This is a genomic window from Lachnospiraceae bacterium JLR.KK008, assembly GCA_037015955.1.
In the GTDB taxonomy this organism is placed as follows: domain Bacteria; phylum Bacillota; class Clostridia; order Lachnospirales; family Lachnospiraceae; genus VSOB01.
The window spans coordinates 830,001-856,871 of sequence record CP143548.1 but is presented as its reverse complement, the minus strand read 5'-3'; the positions used below and the strand labels follow the sequence as shown (position 1 = coordinate 856,871).

The following is a 26,871-nucleotide window of genomic DNA, read 5'->3' as shown; positions in this document are numbered from 1 at the left end:
TACAACAGAGGCAATAACATGTATAGCTTATTCAGACGATCATGATTCTATTTCGTCAACAAGCTTTTTCAGTTTCTTTGAATCATACAGCTTTCTCAGGTTTGTTTCATTTGTAGGGATTTCATAGGCATTATGGATAATCCTGTCCATGATGGAATCTGCCTGCGTTCCGCCGCCGAGCCTGCCATGCCATTCATCGACAGGATACTGTCCGACAAAGACGGTGGAATGATTCCCGCTGCGCTGTTCAAACAGCTCATAGAGGTTCTTGGCGTCTTTTTCGGAAATTTTGTAATTAAGCCACTCATCAAGGATAAGGATCTGATAGTTGCCGATCCTTTTCCTGTATTTTGTAAGCTCCCTGAGGTTGTCGTTCTGATTCTCAAAGTTACGCATCAGGTCAGGCATCCTGATATACAAAACCCTGTAAGTTTGTCTGCACGCTTCCACGCCAAGGGCGCATGCAAGGTAAGTCTTTCCAGCGCCGGTCGGTCCTGTGATGACAAGATTTGTTGCATTGGAAACAAATCCCATTGTGGCCAGATTCAGGATCGTGGACTTTTTTATCTGTCTGGAATCGTAATCCAATGATTCCAAGCTTGCGCTAGGATATTTAAAGTAAGCATTCCTGATCAGTCTGTTTATGAGCCTGTTCTCCCGTTCCTGTATCAGTGTTTCCAGAAGCAGTTCCAAACGCTTTTCGTAGCTTAGATCCACAAGTTTTATATCTTTTTCCTGCATTTCTATGATTCTTGCAAGGTCGCTTAATTCTAATACCGATAAACTCTTTTTTATTTCAATGTTCATTTGTCGTCTCTCCTTTTTTTGTAATAATCTGCGCCTCTGACAATTCCGAATTTCTGATTGTTTTCCTTGAACTCTGTGAGTTCTTTTGCACTGTTTATGCTCCTGGCATGGGAATATATAGTCTTATAATAAGGCATATGGTATTGCCTGAGCGCTTTATCACATGCTTTTTCAAGGACTTCCGGTGTATAGATATCCGCTATGGAAAGTATGGCTCTTGCTGTCTGCATGGGTTGTTCTTTCACTTTTGCCTCGTCAAACATCCTGCGGATTACCTCAAATGTTTTGGGGCCTGTTTCCCTTGCTTTGTCACAGAGATCTTCCACTGACAGATTTTTTTTGAGCGGCAAAGGAAGATGGGCTTGCTCTGTCCGCATACCGTTTGTCATATGTTTGGAAAGTATCGGATGCTTTGCTATCTCTGTTCTGTTATAATAGATAAATACAAGATGGCTGTTAAATTTGATATCCACCTTGTATCCGATATACCTGTATGGAACGGAATACTGACCTTTGTTCCACCATATATGAGAGTTGCTGCCGACTTTATGCCCATAAGACCATTCACAGACTTCATAGGGAATAAGCGGCAGGGCTCTCAAGTATGGTTTTTCTTCCGTTTCAAAGATGCTCCGGCGGCTTCCGGGGCGCTTCTGGAAAGGCTTGTCATTGAATTCTTTTACCGCTTTTCGGATTCCGGCATTTAATGCGGCTAATGATGGGAAGGTATCATTTCTGAGTTTTGCGATAACAGCCGTGGCAATCTTACCCACACTCCCTTCCACACTTGCTTTCTGCTTTGGCTTTTTGACGCCTGTTGGCATGATAGCTACGGAATAATACTCGCCAAGCGAAAGATACGCCTCATTTAGTATGATCTCACCTCTTTTAGGATGTGAGGTCACTCCGGTTTTTAAGTTATCACAGACAACTTTTACCGGTGTCCCGCCAAAAAACCGGAACATGTTTACATGACAGGAAAGCCATGCTTTTTCATCCATACTGGCTGCGGCTTCCACATAGCTTATCTGGCTGTAGGGCATAGTTGCAACAAACAGGTATGCTGTTATACGTTCCCCGGTATCCGGCTCCGTATAGCTCATTGCAGGGCCGGACCAGTCAACTTCAATCTCTAATCCGGGTTTGTGTTCTATGTGGCTCGTATAGTTTTTATCTGCCGTAAATTTCTTATAATTTTTAGCAAATGTTATATAAGAACATGCACGTGCCCCGTCTTTCTCACATCTGGCACAGTATTCTTCCCAAAGGAGCTTCTCTGTGACGCCTGTCTTCTTTAATTCCTTATGGACGTAAGAATAATCAACCGGTGCATATCTGGGCTTATATTTAAACTTATCCGGATAAAACAGTCCATAGAGTCTGTCGTCATCCCATTCAGAAATATCATCCCACGATCTGCCTGACTGTAAAAACAATGCCTGAACTTCGGCGACGGTGTTTCTGGATACACCTAAAACTTTTGATACCTCCCTTGCGCTTAGATTTTTTCCCAGAAGTTCGAGAATGCTTCTGACTTTTGTCTTCTTAAACATAAAAAGACCTCCTTATAGATTATTTGGTGATACTGCATTTGCAGTTCTCCAGAAATAACTATAAGGAGATCCATAATAAAATCAAATATACATGGCAGCACAATATGTTGTGGTGGCTCTGAAGGTGGAAAATATCCATTCCGGATGGCTCTCAAGCGGGAAACTGGTGGCTCCCAAGGAGGATAATATTCAGTCAGGGAAATTCCCGAAAAAATGAAAACAAAAAAACGCCCCTGACAATAAACATTGTCAAGGACGAGCAAATACTAATGACCCGCGGTGCCACCTTGTTTCATGGAAAGTCCATGCACTTTGCAGGATACTAACATATCCCTGGCAACTGACGTATGCCATACGTTACGATATACTCGGCTTAGCCAAGCCTTTCCCCCGTACCCTCAGCGGTCCATTTGATAATCTGCGTTCTGTCCGGCTCCCACCTGCCCGGACTCTCTGGAAGTGCACAACTACCGTTATCTCCGCCTCATCGGTTTTGATTATTGATAATTTATCACAGAGTCAAGCAGATGTCAACAATTTTTTCATGACCTGACACTATTCTCTGCAGACAGGGAAACGTTCTTCCACTCACAGCAGACTGGCCGCGCCGATCACCCCTGCCTCCTCGCCCAGAGCCGCCGCTTCCACCTCCGGAATCTCTCCATACATTCCTCCAAAACAATCTCTCTGCACAATGTGCCGCAAAGATTCCAGCAGCCACTCTCCACATTGTCCGACCTCACCGCCCAAAAGTACAAGCTGTGGACGGAAGACATTTACGATGTTTGCAATGCCGGTTCCCAGCTTCCGCATATAATCATCTGCCACAGCCTGCGCCCCGGTATCGCCGCCTGCTGCCATCTCGAACAATTCCTGCAATGTCATCGCCTTTCCCAGCGCTCTTTCCGTCTCCCTCGACAAAGCCGATGCCGACACATAGGCTTCCAGACAGCCCCTTCTGCCGCAGGTACACGGTTTTCCGTTCTCTGCGATGACCATATGTCCCAGCTCAATACCGCCAAATCTGCCGCCCTCATAGATTCTCCCGTCCAGAATGACTCCGCTGCCCACACCCGCTCCCAGCGTGAGCATAACCATATCCCGATAGTCTCTGCCCGCGCCTGCTGCCGCTTCACCAAGCGCAGCCGTATCCGCATCGTTGGCGACCCGTATCGGAAGTGGAAACAGCCTGCCAAACGCCCCGGCCAGATCTGCGTTCTCCCAGCGGATATTATTGGAATACCGAACGATGCCATTCTTACAGTCCACCGTTCCGGGAACACCGATTCCAATCCCTGTACACTGGTCCATAGAAATCCCCTCCTGTTCCAGCAGCTCTGAGATGACTGCGGCTGTCTCTGCGGCCACAATCTTCGCTCCCCGTCCGGCTTTTGTGGCGATCACCCTGGACGCGATCACCTTCTGATGCACATCCACCAGACCAATCCTCGTATCAGCGGTTCCAATGTGAACCCCAATGCGGACCGGTCCGGCCTTTTCACGGATCGTCGTGACCAGAGCGTCACAGCTCCCTTCCACATTATAGGCGCCGCTTCCCGCCGCCAGGAAAAAGCTGTCACCTTTCCGGTAAGGCAGAGTCTCACCCTGACAGGAGATCGCCCCTTCGCCGTCCAACACAAGAATACTCACAAAAGACCGCTCTGTCACGCTGCCTTCCATCTTCTTCATCATAATACCATCCAGATTCAGCTTATCAACCGTAAAATAATCACAGTCCGCCACGTGCGGATAACTGCTCTTATCCTTGATGATCGGTACCCTGTTAGTGACGGCAAGCGCTTTCTCAATATGCAGGTCTCTTTTTTCGCCGTTCCTGCCATAATCATAGACCCGGTAAGTCACATTTGAATTTTGCTGAATCTCTGCGATCAGTATGTCCCTGCCGATCGCATGGATCGTCCCCGATTCGATGAACAGGACATCTCCCTTTTGTACCGGCACTGCATGAAGCACTTCCAGCAGCGTATCTTCCCGTATTCTGAGCGCAAATTCTTCCCTGCTGATCTCCCTCTGAAACCCATAATACAGAAAGGCATCCTCGCCGGCATCCATGACATACCACATTTCTGTCTTACCATACTGTCCCTCGTTTTTCAGAGCATACCGGTTATCCGGGTGAACCTGGATCGACAGATTGTCCCTGGCATCAATCAGTTTGATCAGAATCGGAAAATCCCGAAACCTCCTGCAATGAGTGCCGAGTACTTCCTTGCCCTGCTCCTCGATAAACTGCTGCAGCGTCTTTCCCGCATGTACACCTTCCGCGATGACAGACGGCCCGTCGGGATGGCAGGACAGCTCCCATGTTTCCGCGAGAATCTCCCCTTCATATTGTTTGCCATATTCTTCCACAAGCCTGCGTCCGCCCCAGATATAATCTTTACAGCTCGGCCTTAGTTTTAAAATGCCCACCTTTTTCTCCTGTCTGTTTGCTGCCTTTTCCCTTGCCCTGATCTTACTTTCATTAAAATCGATTCTCATGAAATTGTCAACCTCGGACAGGTTACAACTGCCACAACCGCAGAAGATTCAGCCTGTCTGCGCTGCTGTCTTCATAAAGCAAAACGTTGACCGTCCTCGTTTCATAACATACGGACATTGTTTTATGACAACGGCCTAATACCGGACGGAAAATAGTACGATATTGTATGCAAATACAGTTTTCTGCTTTTCGCAGACAGGAAAGGAGCAGACCTTATGAATATTTCAAGGCACGGCTTTGGCCAGCCATTATATCAGAACACCGCGCTCAAAAGCACAAGGGAAAGGCTGCAGCGCCAACAGAAAGCCGACAGCCAGATCGATTATCTGGAGGAGCGTAAACATGGACTGAAAAGCATGGAATGCGGCACACCGGAAGAAATTGCCCGCAAGCTGGAAATGTACCATACGTATGAAGACCAGATCGCCGCAGTCAAAATGGCTTATAATCAGGAACAAATGTTCCATGTCCTGGAAGAAGCCAAAGAAATGGGGGAAAAGATCGCCGAAAAAATCAAAGAGCTGGAACCGAAGACAGCGGAAGAAAAGAAAAAAGAGATTGCCGAAGAGGCTTCCGGAGCAGAAGAAAACGATGGCATGCTGGAAGAGATCTTCGATGAGATCGATACACTCACGGAAGAGATGCTGGACGAACTGAAAACGGAACAGCTGACGGAAGAAGAACTTGAAAAACAGGAACTGTTGAAAGAAGAACTGAAAGAAAAAGAATCTGTGCAGACCGTCAGGCCAGACCACTGACACTAACCGCCCAGCGTCACATCCTGCTGCGCATACCAGGAAAGAGCGCGTGTAAGATCTTCCTCCGCGAAGTCCGGCCACAGTTTTTCCTCCACATAAAAATCTGCGTACACAGACTGGATCGGCAGAAATCCGGACAGTCGCCTCATACCACCCCAGCGGATGATCAGATCAATCCGGGAAATATCCCGGGAAAAGGGCTGACCATCCGTTTTCATATGGGACAGATCCCACTGCCAGCCATAGTTGACGAGAAAGTTCACGCGGATACCGCCGCCCTGCACCTGTGTCCGCTCGGTATAGGGCAACAGTTCCCCGGGGAAACACGGGGAAGAACTGTCGCCGATCACAAGCAGATCGGCGCCCTCCTGCGCAATCAGGCCGACTGCCTCCACACACGCGCGCTGAAACGCCCGAAACTGTTTTGCCGGGCGTTTACAGTTGTCCACAGTGAACCCATAGTATGTGATCTCTTTAATCCCGCTTGCCCTGGCCTGACGCAAAAGCGCGAGACCCGGTTCCAGGCCAAAGGCATAGCCATCCTGCTTTTCCATCCCATGTCCTTTGGCCCAGCGGCGGTTGCCGTCGGGAATGATACCGATATGCTGCGGTTTTTGTCTGCTCATCATCCATCACCTATGATGAGTATTGCCGGGGCTGCCCGTCTTGATACAATCCCGTCTTATTTTATCTTTTCCAGAAACATATCGTTGACAGGTGTGGCAAGGCCATGCTTTCTGCCAAGCTGACAGATCGTGCCGGCAAAGAGGTCCACTTCCGTCTTCCTGCCCGCCTTGCTGTCCTGACGCATGGAAGGCTCTCCATCCGGATTGAGGCCGTCGATCACAACCAGCCACCGTACAATATCCGCATCAGACAGTGCGACGCCCTCGGCATTGGCCACGGCCACGACTTCCCTCATTGCCGCCTTCATCATCTCTCTCGGTTCTCCTTCGGTCTGTACCGTGCGGAACGTGCCCGCACAGAGCGAAACCGTCTGGTTCACGCCGACATTGCAAAGCAGCTTGCTCCACATCGCCTGACGAATATTCTCCGGACAGCAGTAGGCAAAACCTGTCTCATCAAAAAAAGAGGTCACGGCATGAAGAGTTTCCTCCCTGCCTCCTTCCATGACACCGAGCGCCAGTTCTCCCTGATTCATACAGATCACTTTGTTCCCCTCCCGCAGCGCATCCATCTTCTGTGCGATGCAGTGCACGACATTCTCTCTGCCAAATTTCCGTCCCAGGTCTTCCTCACTGCGAATCCCGTTTAACACGGAGATAAGGATTGTATCTTCGTTCACCAGATGCGCCACTTCCTCCATTGCCGCTTCCAGCGCGCCGTATTTCACTGCAAATAAGAGCAGCTGGCAGGGGCGGGTCTGCGCCGCAGCGTCCTGATAATTTAAAACACACGGCCGGCCGTTAAAGACGATCCCCTCTCTCTCGTACCGCTCGATCCTGTTTCGGTCTGCCAGCACACGCACCTTTTCCCTGCCGAGCTTTCCTGTAAAAAAATCCGCATACATAACCCCCAGGGCACCCAGCCCCACAATGTCTATCGTCTCGATCTTCATCCTCTGTTCTCCTTTCCGCTCATCGCTCCACCCCGTCTCTGGCCTCAGTTCCCTTCTCATACGGATGGCGGACGCTTCTGATCTCCGAAATATAATCGCTCTCTGCCGTCATTCTGGCAGATGGCCTTCTCCCCGTCAAAATAATTTCCACTTCCGGTGCCTCTTTCCCGAGAGCAAGTATCTGTTCCAGCTTTCTCTCATCTGCCATCCGTAACCTGCACGCATGTGTGATCTCGTCGAGGACAACAAAATCAGCGCTTCCAAAGCGCAGCGCGCTGTCGATCTCCTCCAGCATCCATCCGTAAAAGTCTGTAAGTTCCCGCTTCTGCCCTTCCGTCATCTGCGCATAAAAGGGGTACGGACGCGCAAACCGGAGAATACGGACATGCGCTATTTCTGAGAGGACCCGCAGCTCTCCTGTCTCCTGTCCTTTCAGAAACTGGGCAAATATGACATTCCTGCCCCGGCCGGCCGCCCGCACCGCCGCCCCTACCGCCGCTGTCGTCTTCCCTTTTCCGTCTCCACAGTACAGTTGTATCATCGTCTGTTCTCACATTCCTTCCTCGGACAATTCGCGCATATATTCTGCTCCCCACACGTCTCTCCGAGAATGCCCCGGAATACGACACTCTTTTTCGGGCGCAGTACATATACCTCACTGCATGTCACGATAAATTCTGTTTGTCCTGCTGCCAGAGCCTGTATCATATCCGCCATCTGTTCCATCGGTATATGCGTGCCCGGAAATTCAAGGCGTTCCAGAGACAGCCCCGTCTCCTCTCGGAGCATATCCCCCAGTCTCTGACAGGCTTTCTCCAACAATGTATTGCCGATGCACTCCAGAAAATACGTCTCCGACATAGCGCCTGCATCACTGTAAAGCGCCTGCATCGCATCAAACGTCTCTCCCAGCGTCACGGCACAAAATACGCTTCTCTCATGCCCGTATGCGGGCGCAGCCGTTTCAAAACACGCCTGCACACGGAGCAGAGGCAGCGTTGCCTCATACAATGCCGTTATCTGCGGCAGCTGCGCGCGCTCAAAATGATAGCGGTCCGCCATCTCTTCTCTCTCTGCCTTTGTCAGTTCAACCGTCAATCCTGCCTGTTTCATAGGTTAGATTCCTCACGCTTTCAATGCCCGCATGGCGTTCAAGATCGCAATGACTGCCACACCGACGTCGCCAAACACTGCTGCCCACATTGAAGCCACTCCGCAGGCCGCCAGCACAAGAATCAGCGCTTTGACACCGATGGCAAAGACCGTGTTCTGCTTCACGATCGTCAATGTCCGCCCGGAAATCTCCATTGCCCGTACGATCTTGGAAAGTTCATCTGTCATGATCACCACATCGGCCGCCTCAATGGCCGCATCGCTGCCGAGACCGCCCATGGCGATCCCGATGTCCGAGCGGGCGAGCACGGGTGCGTCATTCATACCGTCCCCGACAAATACAAGTTTGCCGTCCCTGGACTTCTCACGCATCAGCGCTTCCATCCGCTCCACTTTATCGCCGGGAAGCAGCTCCGCATATACATGATCGATGCCCACTTCCCCGGCCACCGCCTCCGCCGTCGCCCTGCGGTCCCCGGTCAGCATGACAATATCCCGGACACCGGACGCCTTCAGCCCGGATACCGCCGCCTTCGCGTCCTCTTTGATCTCATCACCGATCACGAGATACCCCGTATACATCCCTTCACAGGCAACATAGACGATTGTTCCCGTTTCCTCCGCCTGACCGCAGGAGATACCGTTTCGCTCCATCTGGCGCCGGTTGCCCGCAATGACCTTCCTGCCGTCGACAGAGGCGCGAACCCCGAAGCCGGCCTCTTCCTCCAGGCCAGAGAGCCTGCTTCTGTCGATTTCTTTCCCGTATGCCTGTAGCAGTGATCTTGAGATCGGATGATTGGAACCACTCTCCGCATATGCCGCCAACTCCAAAAGCTCAGATGCGCGCTCCGGCGTATCTTCCGCCGGCACGATCCTCTTTACGACAAAGTTTCCTTTTGTCAGTGTACCCGTCTTATCCATGACAACGATTTCCGTCCGTGTGAGCGCCTCCAGGTAATTACTGCCCTTGACCAGCACGCCGGCTCTCCCCGCACCGCCAAGCCCACCGAAAAAGCTCAGCGGAATCGAAATCACAAGCGCACACGGGCAGGAGACAACGAGAAAGGACAGCGCGCGATAAATCCATGTCTCCCAGTCACCGCTAAGAAGCAGCGGCGGGATGACAGCCAGCAGCAGAGCAAGGCCGACGACAGCCGGCGTATACCAGCGCGCGAATCTGGAAATGAAATGCTCGCTCTCCGATTTGCGGCTGCTCGCGTTTTCTACAAGTTCCAGCACCTTCGATACCGTCGATTCCCCAAATCCTTTTGTTACCAGCACCTCAATCACTGCCGACTGATTGACACAGCCGCTGATCACCGCATCTCCTTCGCCGGCTTCCCGCGGAAGGCTCTCCCCCGTCAGCGCCATCGTATCCAGCGTCGTATTTCCTCTTTCGATCACCCCGTCAAGCGGAACCCGCTCTCCCGGTTTGACTGTGATCCGCTCTCCCGGCGCGACCTCTTCCGGTGAGACTGTCAGAATCTCTCCGCCCCGCATCACATTGGCATAATCAGGCCTGATGTCCATCAACTCCCTGATCGATCTTCTTGACTGATTGACCGCGTAGCTCTGGAACCACTCCCCCACCTGATAGAACAGCATGACCGCCGCCCCTTCCGGATACTCGCCGACCAGAAAAGCGCCGACGGTGGCGAGCGCCATCAGAAAATTCTCGTCAAACACCTGACCACCGACAATGTTTACAGCCGCTTTTTTCACCACATCGCCGCCGCTCACGAGAAATGCGGCCAGAAAGGCAATCAGGGCAGCATTGGGATACCGCTCTCCCCACACCCCTTCGACCAGAAGAGCCGCTGCAAAAAGCGCCGCGCCGAGAAAGATCCGGTACAGCCTCTTTTTTAATTTCTTTGTCATTTCTTTCTCCTTCTCACCGGAATTCCGATGTCTGATCTCCCTGCTCTTTTATTTTTCAATCACCGTAACATCCGGTTCATATTTTTTGACAATTTTTTTGATCTCTTTGGTCAATGTCCGTGCCTTTGTCTCATCTGCCTCAACCACCAACTTTTGTGTCAGCAGTGTCACTGTGCTCTTTGTCACTCCATCCAGTTTTGCCACCTCGTCTTCAATCTTGCCCGCGCAGTGTGCACAGTCCAAATCTTCCAGTATATAAGTTCTGATCATGTTTCTTTCCTCCATGTTTATTATGAATTATAATAGCATAAGTTCCCTTCCCGTTACCGGCTCCCATCACTCCTCGATATGCTCGGTTCCCTGACTGAGTATCGTGGCGATATGTCCGTCCGAAAGAGAATAAAATACTGTTTTGCCCTCCCGCCGGTTCTTAACCAGCGCCATCTGTTTCAGCAGCCGGAGCTGATGAGAGATCGCTGACTGCGTCATATCCAAAATCTGTGCCATATCGCAGACACACATCTCCGAACAGAGAAGCGCATGTAAGATACGAATCCTTGTCACATCGCCAAATACTTTGAAAAACGACGCCAGTTCACTCAGCTTCTCTTCCTCCGGCATTTGTCTCATCACCTGCTCTTTGAGCTGTGCGTGCGTATGGGTGCATTCGCACTGTTCTATCCTTATGTCTTTTTCCCGCAAGGCATCTCCTCCCTTTTCTCTGATATTTATCATATGAATAATTGTTCATATGTTCATTATATCATCTGACAGAGTTCTGTCAACCGTATTTTTTATTAACGAATCAATCAGACTGGAAACTGCCCGCCACACCTGAGCGTAGCCTTCCTATGTATTGTGCAATCTGTTTCTATGAGATATACTGTAACGGAGAAAATGAGAGTACACGCCGCTCAGACGTCTGCGACGTCCCCTGCATGGATCATAGATGCCTGCAAAAGGCGGCAGAACAAAAGAAGAGGTGACTGATGAAAAAACTGTTTGAGAGCAGCGTTTACAGATATGTCTTTATGATACTGGGGATTACCCTGTCCTACACAGGATCCGCTTTCTGCGCCTTCGCTGACGTAGGACAGGGACCGGTAGGTGCGTTTCAATATGCCCTCTCTATGCTCACAGCCATAAAGATGGGAACGATCGCGTTCCTTTTCCAGTCCCTGTTTGTATTGGCGCAATTTTTGATCGAAAAAAAGGATTTCAGATTATATCAGCTCTTGCAGCTGGCCGTATCTTTTTACGGGGCGGTCGTACTCAATTTCGTCCTCTACGACGTACTGGAACGATACATCGAATCCGTCCCCTATCTGTGCAGACTGTTACTGTTGATTGCCGGTTTTGCCCTGAACGCATTCGGTGTCTCCCTGACACTGGAGTCCGGGACACTCCGTGTTCCGCTGGAAGGCTTTCTCAAACTGTTATCCGAACGGTCCCGCTTCACACTCGGACAGTACAAGCAGCTCTCTGACCTCTGCCTGCTTGCTCTCGCCGTCCTCATCAGTATAATTGGTCACAATGGTATTACAGTCCGGGAGGGTACGATATTAAACGCGGTCTGTTTCGGGTGGCTGCTCGATCTGTTCCACCGACCGGTGAGCCGCTTTTTTGCCCGCCCGGAAGCACATTCTTCTACTGATCCCTTGAAAGCAGCGTCGAAATAACTTCTCCTCTGTCTGCATTGACAAAGGTCACGGAAATATCATCCACGGATTCTCCGATAATTTCCTGTAACAAAATACAAAAAACCCCTTTCAAAAAGGGGTTTTCCTGCCGCAGACCGGAATCGAACCGGTACGGGTATCACTACCCACGGGATTTTAAGTCCCGGGCGTCTGCCAGTTCCGCCACTGCGGCACGACCATTGCTGACCGATGGGACCTATAGGGCTCGAACCTATGACCCTCTGCTTGTAAGGCAGATGCTCTCCCAGCTGAGCTAAGATCCCCTGATATGACAAAACTTTCGTACAACGACCCAGATCGGACTCGAACCGACGACCTTCGCCGTGACAGGGCGACGCTCTAACCAACTGAGCCACTGGGCCAAATATATCATCTGTAATAAATACTGTTTCCTGGATAAATGGACCTTCGGGGACTCGAACCCAGGACCGACCGGTTATGAGCCGGTTGCTCTAACCAACTGAGCTAAAGGTCCGCAAACCCTTACGGGTCATAAACAATAATAAATGCTGGACAGACAACTGTCAACTAAAACTTCCAGTGACTCCGACGGGAATCGAACCCGTGTTACCGCCGTGAAAGGGCGATGTCTTAACCGCTTGACCACGGAGCCATTCCGGCTGCCCTGTCCATCTCCAGATGCTCTTTCGGGCAGCCTCAACGAAAGTTATGATACCACACTTCCGGTAATTTGACAAGAGGAAATCTGTTATTTCCGCAAGGATTCTTCCTGAAGTTTGTCGAACTGCGCCATGCACTCCTCCACCGTAGCGCCGTTTAACAGTTCTCTTACGATCAGACAGGTATTTCCCCATTGCTCTACTTTCATGCCTGCATTAGAGCCAAGGACGCAGACATTATCCCGTATCTTGTCATCCAGCGGTTTCAATGCGGGAATACAATCCACTTCCACATTTTTGGAAGGAGAGATCACCCGGTTCGTCTCCGCATAGACTTTGAGCGCTTCATCAGAGAGCATGACATCCAGCGTACGCATTGCATCTTCCCGATGTCCGGCATTGACGCCGACCGCAAAACCAGTCATCGAAATAACCGGCATCTGTCCGCGACTGCTCGGAAAACCGATCACAAGCATGTTAAAATCCGGATTCCCGTATGACGTCTCTGTGTTCGCCGCACCCCAGTACGCCATGACGATCGGTGTCTTCTGCGCCAGAAAATCCGGCCCTTCTCCTTCAATCGCCTCGCTCACATATGCTTTTTCCGCATCGATGTAGCCACAGTCCATTAACTCCTTCAGGAATTCAAAACCCGGCCTCATATACTCACTGTATTTACGTTCTCCGCTGTTTAACGCTGCGATCTCCTCCTGCGTATTTCCGCCGTTGTACAAGTCCGCATATGCCTGCGCGAAAACAAACGTTTCCAGCCACCACCGGTTGGCGCCAACCGGTGTCTCGATCCCATTCTCCTGAAATACCCGGCAGCACTCCAGAAACTCTTCCGGTGTCTCCGGCAGGGCAAGATCGTATTGGTCAAACATATCTTTATTGACAAACAATCCGTATGCCACCACTTCCTGGGGTATCGCCACCAGCTTCCCGTCCACGACATTTCCCATTTTCACTATATCTTTCAGGTTTTGGGTACAGGAGAGTCCTGACAAGTCTGCCAGTTCTCCTTCCTCGCCCAGTTTCAGGATCACATCTGCATTCAGCAGATAAATATCATCCATATTGCTTCGCACACGGTCAAGTGCGACTTCGTCATAAGTCTTATCCTGATAGTCCTCAGCCGTATAAGTCCTGTATGCCACATTTACACCGAGCTTCTCTTCTGCCATGATTACCGTCAGGTCTGACGCAGTCCGCGCTACATTTTCCACATCAGGATCCGTCTTCTCCATGGGGCTGAACAGATTGACCACTTTGTCATTACTCTCGCCGGATATAATCACATTGGTATCATCACGCTCTGCGCCGCAGGCAGCCAGCGCCAACATTGCTATCCCTGTCAGGCAGACTGCAGCCATCTTTCCCGCAGCCTTCATCCATTTTCTTTTCACGCGCTATTCCCCTCGCCTTGTATACTGTCCGATAACTTTCTTTAACAATTCCACTTCAATCGGCTTCGCCAGATGCGCGTTCATTCCTGCATCCAGCGCCGCCTTTTCATCTTCCGCAAAAGCGTTCGCCGTCATCGCTATAATCGGTATCTCACGGGCGTCATCACGGGCCAGCGCCCGGATCTCTCTCGTCGCGTCATAACCATTCTTGACCGGCATCTGGACATCCATTAAGATTGCGTCAAATTCCCCCTTCAGCGAACACCGGAACCGCTCTACTGCCAGACATCCGTTCTCGGCAATCTCACATTCGGCGCCTTCCATTGCCAGAAGCTCCGTGAGAATCTCCGCATTGATCTCATTATCCTCCGCGGCAAGAAAACGCATCCCTTCCAGATTGGCGCTTTCTTCCTGCTCCGGATCGTCCTTTTTCCTGTTCTCCGCACGTTCCTGTGGTATCCGAAACTCCAGCTCAACCCGGAAAAGACTGCCCTTGTTCAACTCACTGGAGACATCAATCGTCCCGCCCATCAGCTCAACGATATTCTTCGTAATCGCCATACCGAGACCTGTTCCCTGTACTTTATTGGTCGTACTGTTCTCCGCCCTTGTAAAGGCTTCAAATATCGTCTCCAGATACTCCGGCGTCATCCCATATCCGTCATCCTCTACCTCAATCCGGATACGCGCATACTGGCTGGAGCGCTGTTTTAATTCGCTCATGCGCAGCCAGATATTACCGCCTTTGGGCGTATATTTTACAGCATTGGACAGAAGATTGATCAAAATCTGATTGATTCTCGTCTCATCACCGAGCAGATGTTGAAAACGGATCCCTCTCACCTCAATGTGAAAGGCCTGCTCCCTGTCTCTCGCCATCGGACGGATGATTGCGTCCACGGAGGAGACAAGATCCTCCAGTGTAAATTCCGCTACATTAAGCACGACCTTCCCACTCTCGATCTTGGAGACATCAAGAATGTCATTGATCAGACTGAGCAGATGCTGTCCGGATGCGGCGATCTTTTTCGTATATTCGCGCACTTTCTCCGGGTCCTCGGCATCTTTGGCAAGCAGTGTCGTAAACCCAAGGACTGCATTCATCGGTGTGCGAATGTCATGCGACATATTAGAAAGAAACATCGTTTTCGAATTGCTTGCCGCCTGCGCCGCCTGCAAAGCCTCCGCCAACCGCTTATGATGAAGATCTCTTTCGGCTTCCCGCTCTTTTCTGATCTTGATCCGCTGCCTCTGATTAAAATAATACAACAGACAACAGAGAAAAAATGCGGTCAGCATCACAAAGACAACAATGAAAATGTTCTGATTGACAGTCCTTCCTTCCTGCTGGATCGCTTCGACGGGCACATAGCCGATCAGATAGATCGTTCCTCCGTTCACTGCCCACATATAGTTCAGAGAATCTTTTCCTCTGATGTCATGATAAAACAAAATATTTTTTCCGCTCTCCACACACGCAGAAACTTCCTTCCGCAGTTTTTCATCCAGAATATCATTCGCCCGGTAAAAATCCTGCAGGTTCAAATGTCCGGCGCTTCGCTCTCCCATTCCTTTCGGCTTCAGCACAAGTCGCTCTGTCTCTGCATCCATGATATAAAGCATTGCCTGTTTGTTGTAGAACCCCTCAGGCAGTGTTCTGTCAAAAGAATCATACGTGTATTCAATATAGAGTGTTCCAATCTCCTTATTCCCCTGTTCGACAGGGCATTTCATCGTGTAAGCCCATGTTCCCATATAGTTCAGATAAGATTGGGAAACTGCCAGCCCATTTACCATACCCTCCGCAGAAAAATCCAATTCGGCAGCGGAAAACCTTTCCCCTGTACTCGAGATTCCCTCACTCTCTCCCGCCATTATGAGAGACACTTTCGCCATCGTCTCGCTTCTCCGAAGGGAATGGACCAGTTCCTCCGGATCCCCCGCCGCCGCGATCTCCTGCGCCATGATCTTCTGGTATTCTGCTTCTTTATTTAAGATTGCCTCCAACGTGCACTTAATCAAATCCAGACTTTCGCTCAGATTCTGCGTCGCCGATGCGGACATTTCGACAGATATTTTCCGCACTACGGAAAACACTACCGCTCCTAAAATGCAAAACACCAATATTATGGAAATCAAAAGCGAAACACCCGCATCTACCTTTTTAATATTCCGCCTCTCCTTCACTTCCACTCTCCGTCACAATTATTATATTACAATTTTTTACATCTGCTTCAAATGGAACCGGTTGACCAGCTCATGCAGACGCTTGGACTGGTCGGACAGCTTTTCGCTCGTCTCCGCACTGTTTTGCGCAAACGTAGAATTCGTCTGTACGACATGACTGATCAGATCCACATTTTCCGTGAGCTGTTCCAACACAACTCTCTGGTTTTGGGAAGCATTATTGATCTTATCCATAGAACTTACAACTTCTTCAGACCCTTTCACGACTGCCTCCAATGACTTCGCCGTATTGTCAACAATACTCATGCCATTTTCAACCGCCATCTGAGAACCTTCGATCAACGCCGCCGTCTGATTCACTGCCTCCGCACTCTTTTCCGCCAACTCCCTGATTTCGCTGGCCACAATCGCAAATCCTTTTCCTGCCGCACCTGCCCTCGCCGCCTCGATCGACGCATTCAAAGACAGCAAGTTCGTCTGCATCGCTATATCTTCGATCGTTTTGACGATCTTCTCGATCTGACCGGATGACTCACTGATGGCCTCCATGGCCTGAACAAGTTTCTTCATTTCCGCATTGCTTTCCCGGATGCTCCGGCCCACTTCGGAAACGGTAGCGTTGGCCTCCTGTGCATCATTTGCATTCGCTGTCACATCTTTTGCCAGACTTTCTATGGAAGCAGCAAGCTCGTCGATCGCCGCCGCCTGTTCCGTTGTTCCATCTGAGAGCACTTTAGCCCCGGATGATACGTCCTCCGAGCTGACCGAAACTTTATCTGCCGAAAGTACGATCTGATGCAGCGTGTCATTCAAAGACTGCACGATTTTCTCAATGGACGCCTGAATGGGAATAAAATCCCCGATATAATTCTGTGTAATAGTGACATCCATATCGTTTTCCGCCATCTGAGAAAGACGCTCTGAGATGTCTTTGACATAGTTGCTGATCGTGGTACTGATATGATTAAACGCCTGCGACAGACGTCCCAGTTCATCATCAGACTGAAGATCAATATGGATGTTGAGATCACCGGATTCCAGTCTCGCTGCTCCGTCTGTGATCTGCCGGATCGGTCCCAGAGACTTGATAATGATCCGGTTCACTACGACAAGCAATAAAATCCCCAGCAGCACAACAATCACGGACAATTTCACCGCCCCATCTACGATGTCACCGTAAAACTCTCTACTGTCAACTGTCAGATGCAGTGTCCACTGCGTCTTTCCGCCGACCGATAAGGGAATGGCAACCGAAACGCCCTGTCTGCCCGTGCCGAAATTTTTACTTCTTCTAATGACAGAGTTACTGTTTCCATACTCCCCTTCCGGCATGGCCTGAATCGTACCTGCATCTTCCAGCATGACATCATAACCGACCTCAGAGGCATTGCGGCCTACTTTCGTGCCATCGGCAGAATCTACCAGAATCGTCCCATCCTCCGCAAGTGCTACCAGATGTGCGGAATTATAGTCAGTGCTGACCAGCAGGTTATTCTGCATATCGTCAAGACCCACATCGACACCGGCCACTCCATAGAACGCTCCCTCTGCATCCCAGACGGGAGCGATAATACTGATCATCATGATATTCTTTCCCATCAATTCATAGACATAGGGGTCCATAACATAGGGCTCGCCGGTCTCCTTGATCTCCATATAATATTCTTTTTCAAAATTATCAAACGCATCTTCATGCTTTTCAAAAACATATCCTGTATTTTCTTCGTTCGGATATACAACCGCTTCATAAGCGATGTCTTTTTTATGTACTTCATAAGGTTCGCCATTGGCATCTGCAATGACATTCTGTTCAAAATAAGCAAACCCGGTCGTAAAACCGTCCCCGCCTTCCATCAGACCTACAAGAGCATTGTCGATCGCACTCCTTTGCGCTGACGGATCCAATGTGGAAATATTACGGATAGAACCGGAAAATCCAACTGCCTTGCCATAGGCATTTTCAATATCATTGGCCATAAGAAACGCATTTTCATACGCGACCGCCGCCAATTTCTCTCTGTTGACCCGAATCAATGCTACTGCGGCAAAAAAAGCAGACATCAAGACAGTCAGAACAAAAATGATGATGACCATTCCAGCCATTTTGGTGATGATTTTTTTGCTGAGACTGCTGTTTTCGTTAAAGTGCAATGACTCAGCATTCTTTTCCTTGTGTAACATGAATTTCCCTCCAGTTTATCATTTATTACAGACGATAATATTATATCTATAACCATATTGGAAGTCAATTTCGTTTTTGCCCCTTCCACCATGATTTTCTTCAGACAGCAAAAAAGCATGAAGCCGAGCGTCCCATGCCTTTATTTACAACTAATTTCCCACATGTTACAATAAAAACAGCTATAATTACCCGCAATGGACAAAGGAAGAAACGATTATGAATATTCTGGAAGAAAGAATACGAAAAGACGGCATTGTAAAAGAGAATCATGTGCTAAAGGTAGACAGCTTTCTCAATCACCAAATGGACACAGCATTATTCCGTCAAATGGGCGAAGAATGGAAGCGGCGTTTTTCTGACGTACCCGTCACAAAAATACTGACCATTGAAGCGTCGGGGATCGGAATTGCCTGTGTGGCATCCGAATGTTTCAACGTGCCCGTAGTATTCGCCAAAAAATCAAAAAGTATCAATCTGGAAGGTGACCTGTACACAGCGGAAGTGGAATCCTTCACCCACAAATGTGTCAATCAGATTATCGTCTCCAGAAAATTTTTAAATGAGACGGACCATGTTCTGATCATTGATGACTTTCTCGCAAATGGCTGCGCCCTGCAGGGATTGATTTCCGTCGTATCGCAGGCACATGCTGCTCTGGAAGGAATCGGCATCGCCATAGAAAAAGGCTTCCAGCCCGGCGGCCAGATCATACGCAATCTCGGTTACCGCCTTGAATCCCTGGCCATCATCGACAGCATGGACGCGGCAACCGGTCAGATCCTCTTTCGAAAGCAGGACGAAGGCCAGTCCCTCTCCTCTTAAAACCTCTCATAAATAAAACTGTCCGTTCTTCTCACGGAAACAGGTGGAGAAAAACTGTTTCATGGCTTTGATCATATAACAGGTATCTTTTACTCCTGCCGTTTCATAGGCAGAGTGCATGGCAAGCTGCGGCAGACCAATATCTATGGCATTCAGGGAAACTTTTGCCGCAGAAATATTGCCAAGCGTACTACCACCTGTCTCATCAGAACGATTGGCAAAAAACTGCAGCGGGACACCCGCCTTCTCACAAATCTCCCGAAATAACGCGATACTCACCGCATCGCTCGTGTACTTCTGTCCAGCATGAGATTTGACAACGATTCCTTCATTCATGTACACACAATTTTCCACATCTGCTTTTTCCGGATGATTCGGATGCACTGCATGGGCATTGTCCGCACTTATCATAAAACTTTCTGCGACTGCGCGGTAATAATCCTCCTCCGACTTCCCAAGCCCCATATGAATCCGTCGGAGAACGTCATGTAAGAAGGTAGAACCGGCTCCCTGCTTCGTGCCGGACCCTACTTCTTCATTGTCAAAGCAGGCATAGACATTGACGCTCCCCGCCGGATGGCCTTCCAGAAACCCCTTTAAAGACGCAAAGGCACACTGCAGGTCATCCAGATGCTGCGCTGATATAAATTCCTCTTTCGCACCCCACACGGACGGCTTTTCCCGATTATACAAGTAAAGATCGCTTCCGTAGACAGCTTCCTCAGTAACACCTGCCGCCTCTGCGATCAACTTTCTGAAGTCGCCTTTCTGACTGCCGGCTCCGCCAAATAAAGGAAGCATATCCACTTGCTTATTATACGCATAACCGTCGTTCGCCGCCCGGTTCATATGGATTGCCATGCTCGGTATCACCAGTAAATCGCGGTCAATATTCACAAGCCTTGTGGTAAAATGATTTTCCTCTTTTACGACCACCCTCCCCGCAACAGAAAGCGGTCGGTCAAACCATGTCGCACAGAGCATCCCTCCGTATCCTTCCGTATTTAACTGCATATACTTTTTCTTCACTTCGATCTCTGCGTTTTCCTTTATCTTAAACGTCGGGAAATCGCTGTGGGAAGCTGCAATATGAAAACCATACGTTTCCGTCTCTGTTCCAACGTCAAATGCTATAATGCTTGAATCATTTCTTGTCACATAATATTTCCCGCCAGGCTGAATCTGCCATTCCTCATTTTCTCTAAGCCTTTCAAATCCGTGATTTGCAAGCTCTTCTCCAATCTTCTCCACCGCATGAAACGCAGTTGGACACTCCTTTATGAAATCTGTCATCTCCTGAGATATTTTCCTGTACATGCCTTTCCCTCCCTGTCACATTCTTTCATCGCATCTTAATACATCATTCAAACAACTCTGATATTAGTTCCCATACCGCACCAGAATAACGAGCCGGAAGCGGCATTTCCTGAAAATTCCTTTTCGCTTCCCCATAATTTCTCTTTGTTTTCCCATAATTCCTGTCTCTCATAACCGTCTGAAAAGGACAGTCCTGGAAATCATCTTGACTTTTCTCTGTTGTTTCATTATACTGGCTTCAACAAAAAAATCAAGGATACCAAACATGGGGATGATGGGGATGATAAATACAATGCGCGAACAGATTTATTCCTATATAAAAAACAAATATAATAGCAGACCGGAATACCTCTGGAGCCGCTTTCCTGAAGATGCGATTTTCCGGCATGAGGATAACAACAAGTGGTATGGTTTGATTATGAATATTCCCCGCAGTAAATTAGGGCTGCCAGATGATGAGAGAACGGATATTCTCAATATTAAACTGGACGATCCTCTCTTTGCCGATATGCTCATCCGGCAGGAAGGGTATTTCAAAGGCTATCATATCCGCCGGGGCAACTGGGTCTCCATCCTTCTTGACGGTACGGTTCCCTTCGAAGAAATCTGCGAACTGCTTGATAAAAGTTTTTTCGTCACCGCATCGAGGCAGGGAAAGCAAAAACTCCGCCCGCCAAAAGAATGGCTCGTTCCCGCGAATCCGAAATATTATGATATTGAACGCGCCTTTGACAAGGACAACATCATCGACTGGAAACAGGGGAGAGGCATTAAAAAGAACGATACGGTTTATATGTATGTCGGTGCTCCCGTTTCCGCAATTCTCTTTCAGTGCAGAGTAACAGAGACAGAGATTCCCTACGATTATGCAGATAAAAATCTCACAATCCAGTCACTGATGAAAATTAAGCTGTTTAAGCGGTATTCACCTGACACGTTTCCATTCAGCATCTTAAAAGAAACATACGGAATCTCTGCCGTAAGAGGGCCACGCGGAATCCCCTACAGCCTCAGTGAAGCCTTAAATACGAAATAAAATACTATGCTGTACATTTTATTACTTATGCGATAGGAACCCCGGGGGGGGAATTCCTATCGCATAACAAAAACCTGTAAACAATCATGTCTACAGGCTTCTCTGATTATCTGCTTTAACTCCCCGAGTAGGGCTCGAACCTACAACAACTCGGTTAACAGCCGAGTGCTCTACCGACGGGTGCGATTACATACTGTAAAACCTCTTTGGCAACTAACTATAAACAAAATCGGATTTCTTATTCCATATTTGCTTCCCACCATATTTCATTTTTTAGATAACGTTCTATGATATCAAATCTCCTAAATGCTGCCGCCATCGTTCGTCCATCTATCTCCGACAGACTTTCATTGTTAAAGTAGTCTTTCAGGATATCCGCCATTGCCTGTTCTGCCCTACTATACATCAATTCTTTGTTTTGATCAAAATAATTCTTTATTTCATAAAAATTAATATGGGTGATTTTTTGTAATGTAATACCCAACCCTTTTAAAATTTGCTTACCTATCATATATGCCATAAAATATTGACTATACAATCGATGCTCCTTAATTCCGTCCAGTTCACTCTCTTTCTTTCTATTATTATCACAATAACGAAATATAAGTACCGCAATCACCATCTGAGCAGCATTCAAGTTATCAAAAATCAATGAGTAGTATTTATCAAAAAATTCATTACGTCTATATTTTGCCAAATGCGGACATTCACGCCATACTGCGAAAACAGCCTCAGCCGCGACTGTCGATGGTATAACATTTATATTTAAGGCATTATCTCTCTTTCGTTTATAGACATATCCCAAATCATGTGCGCCGATTTCCAAAATCCCTTGACATTCATCATTTGATTTTAAATCTCTAAAGTCCACCGGATTCTGGCTATTTGTCGCATAAATAATATCCTGAATGATACCCGGATTTTCAGTGTCTTCAACTTCATAAAGACGTACTAACAAATATGTCTGTGAAAAATCCAGATTGGTATTTTCTTTTACAGTCTGATGTATCGTTTTACATGTTTGTCCACCGTTTATGATTTGTAAATCATCCGCTTTAACCATCCAATTCTGTTCCTGCAATGCATTAAAACTAAATTTTTTACAAATCATTGTTGCCCCGTTATTGAAAAAGAAAAAATTCTGACGTTTATCTGTATCCAATAGAGTTTCTGTGATTCCATCATTAATTACATTTTTTCCTAAATAGCGACGGATATTTTTTTCCAGCAGACTATCCCCAAATTCTTCCATCAATTTGTATACTTCCATTACGGAAACACGTCCAAGGAGTACTCGTTTATAATTAAAGTTTTCCTGAATAGCCTTTCCACTCAAAGAGATTTGTGTATTAATTACTTGTTCCCTGTTAATATACCGCATAATATCAATATGGGAAAAATGCTCAAATCGAACTTGACACTGACCTGCAAAAGCATTATTAATATGATTCTGACCTTCTTGATTCCAAGCCAGACCATTATTAAGCATCACAAATGTCACATATGGAATTGCACCATCTAATATAAAAGATCGAATCTCTTCTACTTTTTTTCTACTCTGTACATTTAATTCAATATGCGTAGAAGGATCAAACACACATTTTATAGTATTCACAGCTTTTTCAACTGCATTAGCTGGAAAATTACTGTCTTTATCCAGTTTTCTTGAATACTTTGATTGGAACAATACTACATTTAATTGTGAATCCTGTGCCTCCACAATATATGCTGCGTCAAATCCCCCATCATTTCCCCCATCAGTCAGATACTGTACTGCCTCCGTCAAATCAATGTCTAAATATGCAGCAACTCCTAACACCAAAAATGCTTTGGAGCGGTTTCTCTCATTATCATTGTCAGTAAAAATTTCCCGATTACTTTCTAATATCTTATTTATTCTTTGATCAATGATTTGTTTTGCTATATCCATAATACACACCTACCTTTAAGATTGATTACATAATCAAACATTTAATTATATAATACACCTTGCTGATATATTTTTAGGCAAAGTACTAACTCTCACTTATTAAAGTATAACATATAGCCCAAAATCCGTAAATAAATTTCCCTCATGCTTTCAAATTGACTTGCAATTCCCTTTCATCAGACACTAATCATTGTCAGACAATCACATCAGGAATAGGAATTGCAGCGCGCTCCCGTTTCATTTATCAGTTACTATTAATTTTTTAAAATACAAAATAAGTCTCCCAATTTTTATTTCCAGCAGCTTCCAGCATTAAAAGTGGTATGTAATCACTACGGTTGCATTAACCTTTGCCGTATATTTCGTACCCGTTTTTTCAGAAGAGACGTGAAATACGCAAAAACCTGTAAACAATCATGTCTACAGGTTTTCTGAATATCTGCTTTAACTCCCCGAGTAGGGCTCGAACCTACAACAACTCGGTTAACAGCCGAGTGCTCTACCATTGAGCTATCGAGGATTATCTTCCTCTTTCAAGGCATTCTCTTTCTTATACTTCTTCCCTCTTAACGCCTTACGGCCATGCCCTGAAAACCGAACATTGAAATCATCACTTACAACATCTTCCTATCCCTTTTCTTTCTTCCCTTGGTTAAGCCCTCGACCGATTAGTAACGCTCTGCTTCATGCATTGCTGCACTCCCACCTGCGTCCTATCTACCTCATTCTCTCTAAGGGGTCTTACCTTTCGTGGGATATCTCATCTTGAGGGGGGCTTCACGCTTAGATGCCTTCAGCGTTTATCCCTGCCGGACTTGGCTACCCTGCCATGGGGTTGGTCCCCAACAGGTACACCAGCGGTCCGTCCATCCCGGTCCTCTCGTACTAAGGACAGCTCCTCTCAAATATCCTACGCCTGCGCCGGATAGGGACCGAACTGTCTCACGACGTTCTGAACCCAGCTCGCGTACCGCTTTAATGGGCGAACAGCCCAACCCTTGGGACCTGCTACAGCCCCAGGATGCGATGAGCCGACATCGAGGTGCCAAACCACTCCGTCGATGTGAACTCTTGGGAGTGATAAGCCTGTTATCCCCAGGGTAGCTTTTATCCGTTGAGCGATGGCAATCCCACTTTATACCACCGGATCACTAAGTCCTACTTTCGTACCTGCTCCACCCGTCGGTGTCACAGTCAAGCTCCCTTCTGCCTTTGCACTCTGCGAATGGTTTCCGACCATTCTGAGGGAACCTTTGAGCGCCTCCGATACCCTTTCGGAGGCGACCGCCCCAGTCAAACTCCCCGCCAGACATTGTCCCCCGCCAGGCTCACTGGCGCAGGTTAGAAACCCAATGCTGCAAGGGTGGTATCCCAACATCGGCTCCGTGACAACTGGCGTCATCACTTCTTAGCCTCCCACCTATCCTGTACATACAGCATCGAATCCCAGTATCAAGCTGGAGTAAAGCTCCATGGGGTCTTTCCGTCCTGGCGCAGGTAGCCAGCATCTTCACTGGCACTTCAATTTCACCGGGTGCATTGTTGAGACAGCGCTCAAATCATTACGCCTTTCGTGCGGGTCGGAACTTACCCGACAAGGAATTTCGCTACCTTAGGACCGTTATAGTTACGGCCGCCGTTTACTGGGGCTTAAATTCAAAGCTTCGTTGCCTGACTTCTCCTCTTAACCTTCCAGCACCGGGCAGGCGTCAGCCCATATACCTCACCTTTCGGTTTCGCATAGACCTGTGTTTTTGCTAAACAGTTGCTTGAGCCTATTCTCTGCGGCCACATCACTGTGGCACCCCTTCTCCCGAAGTTACGGGGTCATTTTGCCGAGTTCCTTAACAATGCTTCTCCCGCCGGCCTTAGGATTCTCTCCTCATCCACCTGTGTCGGTTTACGGTACGGGTACTGTGAGAGCCATAGCAGCTTTTCTTGGCACATGGCTCATATCCTTCGCTACTTTCTTTCGCTCCGCTTAACGCCTCTAGCTTGCATGGGGGTTTTGCCTCCCATGCGCCTCCTGCGCTTGCACCGGGCTTCCCATTCCCGGCTTCTACTTTCCACATGCGTCCCCACATGTTCTGTCTCACAGCAGTACAGGAATCTCTACCTGTTGTCCATCGGATACGTCTCTCGACCTCTCCTTAGGTCCCGACTTACCCAGGGCAGATCAGCTTTACCCTGGAAACCTTAGATATTCGGCCTGGAGGATTCCCACCTCCATCTCGCTACTCATTCCGGCATTCTCTCTTCCTGTCACTCCACTGCTCCTTTCGGTACAGCTTCGCCGCCTTCAGGAATGCTCCTCTACCAACCTTGCGGTTCCACAGCTTCGGTGGCGTGTTTCAGCCCCGGACATTTTCGGCGCAGGACCTCTCGGCTAGTGAGCTATTACGCACTCTTTCAATGTATGGCTGCTTCTGAGCCAACATCCTAGCTGTCTTTGAAATCCCACATCCTTTTCCACTTAACACGCACTTTGGGACCTTAGCCGGTGGTCTGGGCTCTTTCCCTTTTGACTACCCAACTTATCTCGTGCAGTCTGACTCCCGTCCATCATCTCTCCGGCATTCGCAGTTTGATATTCTTCGGTAAGCTTTGACGCCCCCTAGGAAATTCAGTGCTCTACCTCCGGCAGACTAAGACGAGGCTAGCCCTAAAGCTATTTCGAGGAGAACCAGCTATCTCCGGGTTCGATTGGAATTTCTCCCCTATCCACACCTCATCCCCACCCTTTTCAACGGATGTGGGTTCGGCCCTCCACTACCTCTTACGGCACCTTCAGCCTGGACATGGATAGATCACCCGGTTTCGGGTCTGCATCATCTGACTTTACCGCCCTTTTAAGACTTGGTTTCCCTTCGGCTCCGCGCTTTTCGCGCTTAACCTTGCCAGATGCCGCAACTCGCCGGACCGTTCTACAAAAAGTACGCGGTCCTACTTCTCTCATAGTAGTTCCACAGCTTGTAAACACAGGCTTTCAGGTTCTCTTTCACTCCCCTCCCGGGGTCCTTTTCACCTTTCCTTCACAGTACTATCCTCTATCGGTCACTAAGGAGTATTTAGCCTTACGGGGTGGTCCCCGCTTCTTCCTGCAAGGTTTCTCGTGTCTCGCAGTACTCTGGATCCTGCTTTCCTGACTTGTATTTCGCCTACGGGGCTCTCACCCTCTCTGGCCAGCTTTCCCAAAACTGTTCCGCTATACGCATCAGTCTTTTCTGCAGTCCGTACCCCGTCATGCTCGCATGGCGGTTTGGGCTCCTTCCATTTCGCTCGCCGCTACTTTGGAAATCGATGTTTCTTTCTTTTCCTCCGGCTACTTAGATGTTTCACTTCACCGGGTTCCCCTCCGTATACTATTTGATTCATATACGGATCCATGAGTCTTCCTCATGGGGGTTTCCCCATTCAGACATCTGCGGATCTTTGTGTATTTGCCACTCCCCGCAGCTTTTCGCAGCTTATCACGTCTTT

At 48.3% G+C, this 26,871-nt stretch carries 20 protein-coding genes, 6 tRNA genes and 1 rRNA gene (1 of these 27 cut by a window edge); 5 read left to right on the top strand and 22 right to left on the bottom strand.

Translation table 11 applies throughout. The features are described 5' to 3' along the window. Positions 1–39 precede the first annotated feature (39 nt). Together V1224_04340 and istA are read right to left on the bottom strand one after the other, a co-directional pair. On the bottom strand, positions 40–807 hold the full coding sequence (locus V1224_04340) for an ATP-binding protein (protein WWR16674.1): 768 nt from the start codon (positions 805–807) through the stop codon (positions 40–42). After that, positions 804–2,360 (bottom strand): IS21 family transposase, encoded by a 1,557-nt coding sequence (gene istA / locus V1224_04335; protein ID WWR16673.1) that lies wholly within the window; start codon positions 2,358–2,360, stop codon positions 804–806. The genes V1224_04340 and istA overlap by 4 nt, the downstream gene beginning before the upstream one ends. A gap of 91 nt (positions 2,361–2,451) precedes the next feature. Here istA and V1224_04330 point away from each other — a divergent pair, with 91 nt between their 5' ends. Further along, positions 2,452–2,577, top strand: coding sequence for a hypothetical protein (locus V1224_04330; protein ID WWR16672.1), 126 nt, complete (start codon positions 2,452–2,454; stop codon positions 2,575–2,577). 371 nt (positions 2,578–2,948) lie between these two features. On the opposite strand, the gene V1224_04325 is transcribed toward V1224_04330, so the two are convergent. Next, positions 2,949–4,862, bottom strand: a complete 1,914-nt coding sequence (locus V1224_04325; GenBank protein WWR16671.1) for a type I phosphomannose isomerase catalytic subunit — start codon at positions 4,860–4,862, stop codon at positions 2,949–2,951. 216 nt (positions 4,863–5,078) lie between these two features. On the opposite strand from V1224_04325, the gene V1224_04320 reads away from it, so the two are divergent. Then, positions 5,079–5,621 carry a hypothetical protein gene (locus tag V1224_04320; protein WWR16670.1) on the top strand — a complete coding sequence of 181 codons (543 nt, stop codon included), beginning with the start codon at positions 5,079–5,081 and terminating at the stop codon, positions 5,619–5,621. Positions 5,622–5,623: 2 nt separating this feature from the next. Here V1224_04320 and V1224_04315 read toward each other — a convergent pair whose 3' ends face one another. The 7 genes from V1224_04315 to V1224_04285 form a co-directional block, all read right to left on the bottom strand. Then, positions 5,624–6,250 carry an undecaprenyl diphosphate synthase family protein gene (locus tag V1224_04315; protein ID WWR16669.1) on the bottom strand — a complete coding sequence of 209 codons (627 nt, stop codon included), beginning with the start codon at positions 6,248–6,250 and terminating at the stop codon, positions 5,624–5,626. Between the two features lie 53 nt (positions 6,251–6,303). Next, on the bottom strand, positions 6,304–7,260 hold the full coding sequence (locus V1224_04310) for a ketopantoate reductase family protein (GenBank protein ID WWR16668.1): 957 nt from the start codon (positions 7,258–7,260) through the stop codon (positions 6,304–6,306). After that, the gene (locus V1224_04305; protein ID WWR16667.1) at positions 7,220–7,741 is read right to left on the bottom strand and encodes a cob(I)yrinic acid a,c-diamide adenosyltransferase; all 522 of its coding nucleotides are present in this window, start codon (positions 7,739–7,741) and stop codon (positions 7,220–7,222) included. Before V1224_04305 ends, V1224_04310 begins: the two co-directional genes overlap by 41 nt. After that, a complete protein-coding gene (locus V1224_04300) occupies positions 7,738–8,313 on the bottom strand; it encodes a hypothetical protein (protein ID WWR16666.1) in 576 nt (191 codons plus the stop codon). Before V1224_04300 ends, V1224_04305 begins: the two co-directional genes overlap by 4 nt. 12 nt (positions 8,314–8,325) lie before the next feature. Then, positions 8,326–10,191 (bottom strand): heavy metal translocating P-type ATPase, encoded by a 1,866-nt coding sequence (locus V1224_04295; protein ID WWR16665.1) that lies wholly within the window; start codon positions 10,189–10,191, stop codon positions 8,326–8,328. Between the two features lie 48 nt (positions 10,192–10,239). Then, positions 10,240–10,461 (bottom strand): cation transporter, encoded by a 222-nt coding sequence (locus tag V1224_04290; protein ID WWR16664.1) that lies wholly within the window; start codon positions 10,459–10,461, stop codon positions 10,240–10,242. A 66-nt stretch (positions 10,462–10,527) separates the two neighbouring features. Continuing rightward, positions 10,528–10,926 (bottom strand): metalloregulator ArsR/SmtB family transcription factor, encoded by a 399-nt coding sequence (locus V1224_04285; GenBank protein ID WWR16663.1) that lies wholly within the window; start codon positions 10,924–10,926, stop codon positions 10,528–10,530. Positions 10,927–11,180: 254 nt separating this feature from the next. Between V1224_04285 and V1224_04280 the strand changes: the two genes are divergently transcribed. Continuing rightward, entirely contained in the window at positions 11,181–11,870 is a 690-nt protein-coding gene (locus tag V1224_04280) for a hypothetical protein (GenBank protein WWR16662.1), read from the top strand. Between the two features lie 107 nt (positions 11,871–11,977). On the opposite strand, the gene V1224_04275 is transcribed toward V1224_04280, so the two are convergent. From V1224_04275 to V1224_04240, 8 genes are all read right to left on the bottom strand, one after another. After that, positions 11,978–12,063: transfer RNA gene (locus V1224_04275), tRNA-Leu, on the bottom strand. 18 nt (positions 12,064–12,081) lie between these two features. Further along, a tRNA-Val gene (locus V1224_04270) sits at positions 12,082–12,154 on the bottom strand. A gap of 25 nt (positions 12,155–12,179) precedes the next feature. Continuing rightward, a tRNA-Asp gene (locus V1224_04265) sits at positions 12,180–12,253 on the bottom strand. A gap of 39 nt (positions 12,254–12,292) precedes the next feature. Next, positions 12,293–12,366: transfer RNA gene (locus V1224_04260), tRNA-Ile, on the bottom strand. A 66-nt stretch (positions 12,367–12,432) separates the two neighbouring features. Then, positions 12,433–12,504 (bottom strand) — tRNA-Glu (locus tag V1224_04255). Between the two features lie 96 nt (positions 12,505–12,600). Further along, positions 12,601–13,902 (bottom strand): extracellular solute-binding protein, encoded by a 1,302-nt coding sequence (locus tag V1224_04250; protein WWR17421.1) that lies wholly within the window; start codon positions 13,900–13,902, stop codon positions 12,601–12,603. A gap of 18 nt (positions 13,903–13,920) precedes the next feature. Then, on the bottom strand, positions 13,921–16,104 hold the full coding sequence (locus V1224_04245) for an ATP-binding protein (protein ID WWR16661.1): 2,184 nt from the start codon (positions 16,102–16,104) through the stop codon (positions 13,921–13,923). 36 nt (positions 16,105–16,140) lie between these two features. Further along, positions 16,141–18,285 (bottom strand): methyl-accepting chemotaxis protein, encoded by a 2,145-nt coding sequence (locus V1224_04240; protein WWR16660.1) that lies wholly within the window; start codon positions 18,283–18,285, stop codon positions 16,141–16,143. Positions 18,286–18,502: 217 nt separating this feature from the next. On the opposite strand from V1224_04240, the gene V1224_04235 reads away from it, so the two are divergent. Continuing rightward, positions 18,503–19,108 carry a xanthine phosphoribosyltransferase gene (locus V1224_04235; protein WWR16659.1) on the top strand — a complete coding sequence of 202 codons (606 nt, stop codon included), beginning with the start codon at positions 18,503–18,505 and terminating at the stop codon, positions 19,106–19,108. 6 nt (positions 19,109–19,114) lie between these two features. Here the strand turns inward: V1224_04235 and V1224_04230 are convergent, their stop codons facing one another. Continuing rightward, positions 19,115–20,425, bottom strand: coding sequence for a M18 family aminopeptidase (locus tag V1224_04230; protein WWR16658.1), 1,311 nt, complete (start codon positions 20,423–20,425; stop codon positions 19,115–19,117). A gap of 280 nt (positions 20,426–20,705) precedes the next feature. On the opposite strand from V1224_04230, the gene V1224_04225 reads away from it, so the two are divergent. After that, positions 20,706–21,461, top strand: a complete 756-nt coding sequence (locus V1224_04225; protein ID WWR16657.1) for an MmcQ/YjbR family DNA-binding protein — start codon at positions 20,706–20,708, stop codon at positions 21,459–21,461. Positions 21,462–21,699: 238 nt separating this feature from the next. Here the strand turns inward: V1224_04225 and V1224_04220 are convergent, their stop codons facing one another. The 3 genes from V1224_04220 to V1224_04210 all read right to left on the bottom strand — a co-directional run. Next, complete coding sequence (locus V1224_04220) at positions 21,700–23,391, bottom strand: AIPR family protein (GenBank protein ID WWR16656.1); 1,692 nt, start codon at positions 23,389–23,391, stop codon at positions 21,700–21,702. A gap of 448 nt (positions 23,392–23,839) precedes the next feature. After that, positions 23,840–23,911: transfer RNA gene (locus V1224_04215), tRNA-Asn, on the bottom strand. A 128-nt stretch (positions 23,912–24,039) separates the two neighbouring features. Beyond that, positions 24,040–26,871 (bottom strand): 23S ribosomal RNA (locus V1224_04210); it runs 51 nt beyond the window's last position.